General features: G+C 62.8%; 6 protein-coding genes and 1 tRNA gene. 3 read left to right on the top strand and 4 right to left on the bottom strand.

Features of this window, described 5'->3' with window-relative positions:
• Positions 1-972 precede the first annotated feature (972 nt).
• From WB528_RS16720 to WB528_RS16730, 3 genes are all read right to left on the bottom strand, one after another.
• Positions 973-1047 (bottom strand) — tRNA-Val (locus WB528_RS16720).
• 994 nt (positions 1048-2041) lie between these two features.
• Positions 2042-3304, bottom strand: a complete 1263-nt coding sequence (locus WB528_RS16725; protein WP_423889522.1) for a hypothetical protein — start codon at positions 3302-3304, stop codon at positions 2042-2044.
• Positions 3305-3444: 140 nt separating this feature from the next.
• Positions 3445-4101, bottom strand: a complete 657-nt coding sequence (locus tag WB528_RS16730; RefSeq protein ID WP_423889523.1) for a DUF1134 domain-containing protein — start codon at positions 4099-4101, stop codon at positions 3445-3447.
• A 132-nt stretch (positions 4102-4233) separates the two neighbouring features.
• Here WB528_RS16730 and WB528_RS16735 point away from each other — a divergent pair, with 132 nt between their 5' ends.
• Positions 4234-4779 carry a YHS domain-containing (seleno)protein gene (locus tag WB528_RS16735; RefSeq protein WP_423889524.1) on the top strand — a complete coding sequence of 182 codons (546 nt, stop codon included), beginning with the start codon at positions 4234-4236 and terminating at the stop codon, positions 4777-4779.
• Between the two features lie 118 nt (positions 4780-4897).
• Here the strand turns inward: WB528_RS16735 and WB528_RS16740 are convergent, their stop codons facing one another.
• Positions 4898-5764, bottom strand: a complete 867-nt coding sequence (locus WB528_RS16740; RefSeq protein ID WP_423889525.1) for a 3'(2'),5'-bisphosphate nucleotidase CysQ family protein — start codon at positions 5762-5764, stop codon at positions 4898-4900.
• A 142-nt stretch (positions 5765-5906) separates the two neighbouring features.
• On the opposite strand from WB528_RS16740, the gene chpT reads away from it, so the two are divergent.
• Positions 5907-6554 (top strand): histidine phosphotransferase ChpT, encoded by a 648-nt coding sequence (chpT, locus tag WB528_RS16745; protein WP_423889526.1) that lies wholly within the window; start codon positions 5907-5909, stop codon positions 6552-6554.
• 224 nt (positions 6555-6778) lie between these two features.
• A partial coding sequence (locus tag WB528_RS16750; RefSeq protein ID WP_423889527.1) for an Hpt domain-containing protein occupies positions 6779-7721 on the top strand: 943 nt, incomplete at its 3' end.

Here is a 7721-nt window from a genome sequence, read left to right on the forward strand (position 1 = left end):
CTGTTTGCGGCGCGCCGCTACGGCGTGTGTAATAAAAAGCACGAGCAATTATTGCGCTAAAGTTTAATCCGAAATCACGCGTCTTTGAAATGACAGCGCTGAGTTGCGGACGATAGGTTTTCTTTGCTGGGAATAACGGAGTTAGCGATGAGGGAGCTGCTACGTTGCCGCGCAATGGCTGCGGAATGCAGGAAGAAAATGGCCGTGCAACCGGAGAACAGGCGCAAGTGGGAGATAGAAGCGCTTCAGTGGGACAAACGTGCACTCGATTTTATTTCCCGCCAATTCAGACGAGAAGCGCCCCGTCGCTCCAGCAACCCATCGGCTAGAGCCTCGTTAAACGTGGATGGTTTATCCATCGACAGTCATTCCTGAAACCAAATACGAATGGGCTTGGAATGTCGTTCTTGTCTGGAACGACATTTTTCCTGCCTTTTCTCTGACCAGCCTCGCCCCGATCTTGCGCCGCGTCGTATTCGTCGGCGAGTCTGCCGAGTCGTTAAGTGAGATTTCCACAGCCACAGTAGATTGCGGCTAGCGGTGGTTCCCACCGCAACCTACCGCGCGATTTGCGTAGTCAATTCAGCCGCGCTTTGATGGGCTATGCGACGATGCAAGCCAGCTAACTTTCTTCGGTACTGGTCAGGTCACGTCAGAGAGACCGGCTTTGAATCTGTGCTGGTCTATTGCCTTGGCGCGCAAGGTTGCCGTTGCTACCACATGGGCAGGCTAAAGGTGGCTGATCTTCGCGAATGGGACTGGTACGATGTCTCGGCGCACCTGAAGTGTACGAAGTGCGGAGCGGACTTGTTCATGTGCGTTATGCCGCTGCTGTTTCGATCTCGCCAAGAACAAAAAGCCCGATTTGGGGCTTTTGATGTCCGCCTTCGCCCAAGGCTTCGGCGCGGCAGCCTTTGCTCGCTAAATGATTTGATGGCTTGCCAAGCCGTAGCTCGCAACGCGAGCGAAGGCTGGTGGGCGCACAAGGGATCGAACCTTGGACCTCTCCCGTGTGAAGGGAACGCTCTCCCGCTGAGCTATGCGCCCGGCCGCCTCATGAGACGCCAGAAGGGTGCGATTTACGAAGCGGGGGGCCGGGGTGTCAAGCGCAATGCGAGTGACGATAGCTTCATTTACCGTCGTCGCAACCTCATTGGTCGCCCCTGCGAACGCAGGGGCCCATACGCCGCGGCCTCTCTATTTTTGGGGCGCCGCGGAGAGAGTTACCCTTCTATCGAAGCCGGTGGTTATGGGTCCCCGCGTGCGCAGGGACGACGGCGGAATTGGTCGCACTCAAGCAATTGCTGATCACTTGACAAGATTTTCGCCGTGACACCTGATTTGCCCGTCGCGTTAATCGGCCGCACCCTGCGCGGTTGATCGCTTCCTAAAATCACTGGCAGAATCACAGGCATCCCGCGCCCGATAACGAGGGGCGTTTCGCGATCGTCACGAACGTTGGACGCGGGAGGCGATGGACGCTTTTGGTGCGCAAGACGAAGCACCGGCAAGCGGACGGCGAAGTCGTGTGGTCCTGACATCCCGACGCTGATGTCAAGTTGGCGACAATGCTCGCGCATTGCGCCGGCGACGGTGACAACAAGCCCGGCTCACCGGGGAGAGCACGAAATAAGCCGTAACACCATCGTGCAGGGAATGCCGGAACCGTCCGGCGAACCTGTGGTGACGACCTTCGTGTGGTTTTCTTTAACTCCACGCGAAACTGCGGGCGAGTTTGGCGCCCGGCATTCCCTGCGCCCTCCGATTTTGAGGGACTGTGCTTGGCAAAGACTCGGGCGCGTAAGTGCCGCGGGAGTGCTGGCCGACGTCAGCAGCATCATTCGAGGTGCGTCGGACTGCGCGACACTCTTACGTCGTCCCTGCGCACGCAGGGACCCATAACCACCTCATCGTCGTAGTTGGCAGAAAGCTGTCCGGCACCCTGTCTCAAGAGAAGCCGCGGCGTATGGGTCGTCGCGTGCGCCGGGACGACATCAAGCCTGTCCGCGCTGAGGCGCGAAAGATAGCTGACAGGAAATCTCTACGCCCCTTGCTGGCGGGCGCGGGAGGCGTGGGATTGCAGCGCGCGAATGCGCTCGGCGAGCGTGCCGCCGCCTTCCGGTGCGCCGTCATGAGAAGTTGCGCCGTTGGCCGCCTTCGCAGGCTCGGCGGCGAGCAGGGCCTCGATCGGGGAGTTCGGCCCCTCAAGCTGGATCGCGCGTTTGGCGACTTCGGCGGCGATGTCGTTGATGCGTTCGCGCAGAAGCGCATTTTCCATGCGCTCGGTGGCCCACGAGCTTTCGGCCTGTTGCTGGATCGCGTTGATGTCGCGTTGCAGCTTGGCGCGCTCGTCGCGCGCGGCGCGAAGCTGTTCCTCGACCGCGGCCTTTTCCGACTTCAGCTTGTCGAGCGCCGGCCACGAACCGGAATTGGTGAGACTGATCTCGTCGCTCAGCTCCTTGATGGTGCGGTCGGCCACGACCTTGGCCTGACGAAGCTGGTTGACCTCATAGTCGCGCTCGGCAAGCAGCTTGCCTTGCGTCGAAAGCCGCCCTTCCAGATCGTTGACGCGATTCCCAAGCAGTTCCGCTTCCTTGACCTGAACGATCAACTGGCGATCGAGGTCGGTGACCCGCTGGCTCAGATTTTCGACGCGGCCGCGCGCATCCGTGAGTTCGCGGCTGGCGGTCTCCGACTGGAGGCGTTCGTGTTCGAGCCGGGCCTGGGTGGCGGCGAAATCCTTTTCGGCGTCGCCGACGCGGTTCTTCAGCGCGTCGATCTGGGTATGCACGGCGACGAGTTCGACCTGCCGGCTTTCCGCCATCACCGAACGGTCGTTCAACTCGGCGTTGATCCTGGCGAGCTCGCCCTGCTTGTCGGTCAGCGCCTTCTCGGCCTGGCGCAGCGCCTCGGTCTTGGCGGCGAATTCCTCTTCCGTGGCGCGAAGCTGTTCCTTCACCGCCTTCTCGCGCGCTTCCAGCGCAAAGATGGTCGCGTTTTTTTCGCCGAGCTCGATCTTCATGCGATTGATCGCATCGGTCTTCTTGCCGAGTTCGGCGAGCTGGCTCGTGGTCTTGTGCTTGAGCTGGTCGACGCTCATCTCGAGCCTGCGCGCCGACATCGCAAATTCCGCGCGCAACTGGTCCTTGTCGGCCTGGATCTCCGCCATCGACAGCGGCGTTGCCGCTTCCATCCGCCGCGTGGTCAGCCGCACCGCGCGGTTATGCACCAGCGGCACGATCGTCAGACCGAGCAGCATCGCGACCAAAAAACCGATCGCCAGATACATGATCGGCTCGATCATCGATGAGGCCTCCACACAACTGAACTAGATTGACTTGACCATGCCACGGCGCGCGGGGCGAAGACCAGCCCCATGCGTCTTTAACGTTGATCCACGAGCACGCACGCGTTCCGGTCCGGGAACTTACTGCTTCCGACAGATCAGAATGGATTCCAGGTCGCGTGCGGCGTGTATTTCAGGTAGCCGATGTTGGCGCCGAGCCGCAGCCCCAGGCCGGAGCGGATCGGCACCAGCACGATGTTGTTGGCGGTGAGCGCCGTCATGCCGAAGCCGCCGATGATGTAGGCGGAACCGTCGATGCCGGCGAAACGCTGATAGATCGCAGCCGTGGCCGGCAGATTGTAGACGAGCGTCATGGTGCGCGCGCCGTCGCCGCCCCAATCGAAGCCGACTGACGGGCCCTGCCAATACACCCTCAGATCGCCGGCGTTCTTGGTATAGAGGGTGCCTTCGCCGTAACGCAGGCCGGCGACAAAAGCGCCGGAGCCTTCTTCACCCAGGATATAGCCGTTCGGCAGGCCCCATTGGCTGACGGCGCGCTCGATCACCGAAGCAAGCCCCCGCGAGACGTTGCCGAAAAACTTGTGACCGGCACCCACCAGTTCCTCCGGCCCGTAATAGTTCGGGCCCGCCTGGCGCTGCGGCGGCGGCAAATCCGGAGCGGGCGCTGCCTGCGACCCCGGTGGTGGCAGCGGCTGCTGCGCGGAAACCGGCAACGACCAGCCCATCAAGGCGGCCAACGTCATCGCGGCCAGCGGCATCGCGGCAAGGCGAGCGACGCGAGTGGCGAAAGTCATGAAACTACCCCTGGTGCACTTCAAATGGGCGGCGCCGGACATGAAAAATCGGCTTCGGCCTTAACCTAATGCTGACCAGCATGAATTTAGGCTGAACCATATCCCCCGACTCGGATGTTATCGGGATCAACTATGACGGCACAACGGCAGGAAGCAAACCAGATGGGAGCCAAACCGCATTTTCGTCCCGGAATTATGTGGATTGCGCTCGTCCTTCTGGCGGGCTTCGGGGCGCCGGGTGTGGGTTGGCTCGCGGGTTCCGGGCCGGTGGCGCTCGCCACGACGACGGAGCGCGTGGTCACCAACCGCTATAGCGGTCTCGCCATCGAGGGCTACGATCCGCTGGCTTATTTCGTCGACGCGCGTCCCGAGGTTGGCCTGCCGGACTTCGAGGCCGTGGAATGGAGCGCCGTGTGGCGTTTCACCAACGAGGGCAATCGCGCCTCCTTTGTCGCGCATCCGGAAGTTTATGCCCCCCAATACGGCGGCTATGACCCCGTGGACCTGGCGCGAGGCATTACGGTGGCCGGAAGTCCGATGTTCTGGACGGTCGCAGGTCAGCGCCTCTATCTGTTCGCGCGTGAGGAGACTCGCGACGCGTTTGCCGCCAATCCCGCGCCTTACGCGAAGGAGGCGACGCTGCGCTGGCCCTCGCTCGAAGATCAACTGGCGCAGTAAAGCTACTGCATCACAGGCCATGCTCCTCCCTCATCCTGAGGAGCCGCGTAAGCGGCGCCTCGAATGATGAGGTCAATGTCGGGGCCTCATGGGTTCGAGACGGCGCGCTCGCGCTTCCTCACCGTGAGGGTTTTGACGCGGCAGAATGGGCCGGATCGCCCCAGGCGATGAAGCCCGGCACGATGAAATCGCCGAGCCGCTCGCCGAAGCGCAACTCGCCACCGGCCGGATCGGTGATTTTTCCACCCGCCGCGGCGACGAGCGCATGCCCGGCGGCAATGTCCCATTCGCTGGTCGGCGCCAGGCGCGGATAGATATCGGCCGCGCCTTCCGCGACCTTGGCAAATTTGACGGCCGAGCCGAGCGTTAGCCGGACAGCGCCGCTTCTCGCGTCGATAAAGGCTTCGGTCGCGGCATCGCCATGCGAGCGGCTCACCGCCGCGATCCAGGGCTGGCCGGGCGACGGGAAGGGCCGGGTGCGGATCGGCCGAGCGGCTCCGATCCCGTGTTCGCTGCCTTGTCCGGCCGCGAGCCTTTCGGCGCCCTGGCCGACCAGGCCGCGCCAGATCAAACCGAGCGCCGGCGCGCCGATGATGCCAAGCAGCGGCGTTCCCTTGACCACCAGCGCGAGATTGACGGTGAACTCGTTGCGGCCGGCGACGAACTCCTTGGTGCCGTCCAGCGGATCGATCAGGAAGAAAATCTCCGGACAGTTGGCGCGCCACCGGTTTGCGCGCTCTTCGGACAGCGCTGGAATATCCGGCGCGAGCCGGCTGAGGCCGTCGGCGATGATTCGGTCGGCCGCGAGGTCGGCTTCGGTCACGGGCGAGCCGTCGGCTTTGCCTTCGACGCGCATCCGCGTGCGGTCGACGGCCAGGATCGCAGCTCCCGCCAAAGCGACAAGCTCGGTCAAGGGGCCGATCAGGTCAGCCGCGGCATGGCCGTGAAGCGGCGGCTGGGGTGAATTTCCGGTCGGCGGGCCCATGAAAGTCTCAATTCGCAGCGATTAAGGCGTCGCGCCGGGCGGATCCCGGCGGCTGGCAGCGCAAGCTTGTGCAGTGTATCAAGCCGTACCCCACTAATGCGATTCGCATCGTCCGCGCCGTCACTGATTTTAGGGAAATCCTATGTCCGATGCCCCGTCTTCCGGTCCCGCGCCCGACGCCCTTGAACTGGCGGCGTTGCTTTGTTCGCGGGTGTGCCACGATCTCATCAGTCCGGTGGGGGCGATCGTCAACGGGCTCGAGGTGCTGGATGACAATCCCAAGCCCGAGGACCGGGAATTCGCCCTCGACCTGATTCGCAAGAGCGCCAAGACGGCGTCTGCCCGCCTGCAGTTCTGCCGGCTGGCGTTTGGGGCGGCGGGCTCGGCGGGCGCGCAGATCGATCTCGGCGACGCGCAGACCATGGCGCGGGGCCATATCGAGGACGGCAAGACCACGATCGCCTGGAACCTGCCGCGGCTGTTGTTGCCCAAGAACCGGGTCAAGCTCCTGCTCAATATGCTGGTGATCGCGCAGCAGACGATCCCGCGCGGCGGCGTGCTGACAGTCGATCCGCTCGGTGAAAGCGAGGCGTTCGGCTTTCGCGTCACGGCGAGGGGGTTGAATGCGCGCCTGCCGCAGAATATCGCCGATATCCTGAGTTCGTCGCAGCAGTCGGCGAGCGACGCCCATTCGGTGCAGCCTTATTATACCCGCCTCCTGGCCCAGGCCTGCGGACTGAGCGTGCGGCTTTCCACCGAGGGCGAAGCAGTGGTGGTGACGGCCACCTGAGCGCGGCCCGCGCGGTTGAAATGACGGCGCCGGTCGGGTTTGCCGCGGCAGCCCACAGGTTAACAAAGGGTTTCACGGCATCCCCGGTTTCCTGCGGGGATTTCTTATCTCTTTGTTGAGCCCGTTCTTTTCCATTTGCTCAACCAATATTAAACGGTTTGCATAGAAGCTGGCCACACTCGGAAAGCGCGTCGAGCGCACGCGTAGGGGTGAAGGCCAGATTTATGGACGATCTTTTGAGAGAGTTTCTGACGGAGACCGGCGAGAGCCTGGACACCGTCGACAATCAGTTGGTGAAGTTCGAGCAAGAACCGAATAACGCCAAGATTTTAGACAACATCTTTCGTCTGGTGCACACCATCAAGGGGACCTGCGGGTTCCTCGGCCTGCCGCGGCTGGAAGCGCTGGCCCATGCCGGCGAAACCCTGATGGGCAAATTCCGGGATGGCATGCCGGTGACCGCCGAAGCGGTGACGCTGATCCTGGTCAGCATCGACCGCATCAAGGAAATTCTTGGCGGGCTGGAGGCGACCGAAGCAGAGCCCGAGGGCAACGATCAGGAGCTGATCGTGCAGCTTCACGACATGGTCGAGCGTGGCATGGCCGCGATGGCGGCTTCTCCCGAGGTACCGTCGCCGGCGCTTGCGCCCGCTGATCCGGCCCCGGAGCAGCCCGCCAAAACCGAAGGCAAGCTGGCCTACCAGGTGCTGGAGCGCGAACTGCGGCCGGGCGAAGTGTCGCTCGATGATCTTGAGCGCGCCTTCCGCGAGACCGCCGCCGAGCCTGTTCCGCCGCCGCCGGTTGCAAAACCCGCGCCTGCGAAGGCCGAAGTCAAGGCCGCGCCGGCTTCGAAAGCCGAACCGGTTTCTGAAAAGTCATCGAAGTCGGCTGCCAAGAAAGCCAAGACGGCCGTCGAAGTGGACGCTGCCGCCGGCGACGGCGACCGCGTCGCCAACCAGTCTATCCGCGTCAATGTCGACACGCTCGAACACCTGATGACCATGGTGTCGGAGCTGGTGCTGACGCGTAACCAGCTCCTCGAAATCTCGCGGCGTAACGAGGACACCGAATTCAAGGTGCCGTTGCAGCGGCTGTCGAATGTCACGGCCGAACTGCAGGAAGGCGTCATGAAGACGCGGATGCAGCCGATCGGCAATGCCTGGCAGA

Origin of the sequence: Bradyrhizobium sp., assembly GCF_049586575.1 — a bacterium.
In the GTDB taxonomy this organism is placed as follows: Bacteria; Pseudomonadota; Alphaproteobacteria; order Rhizobiales; family Xanthobacteraceae; genus Bradyrhizobium.

Excerpts from the sequence above, each read along its gene's own strand:
- WB528_RS16735 (WP_423889524.1), top strand. The coding sequence starts at position 4,234 with ATGACGGCACAACGGCAGGAAGCAAACCAGATGGGAGCCAAACCGCAT.
- WB528_RS16725 (WP_423889522.1), bottom strand. The coding sequence starts at position 3,304 with ATGATCGAGCCGATCATGTATCTGGCGATCGGTTTTTTGGTCGCGATG.
- chpT (WP_423889526.1), top strand. The coding sequence starts at position 5,907 with ATGTCCGATGCCCCGTCTTCCGGTCCCGCGCCCGACGCCCTTGAACTG.
- WB528_RS16730 (WP_423889523.1), bottom strand. The coding sequence starts at position 4,101 with ATGACTTTCGCCACTCGCGTCGCTCGCCTTGCCGCGATGCCGCTGGCC.
- WB528_RS16740 (WP_423889525.1), bottom strand. The coding sequence starts at position 5,764 with ATGGGCCCGCCGACCGGAAATTCACCCCAGCCGCCGCTTCACGGCCAT.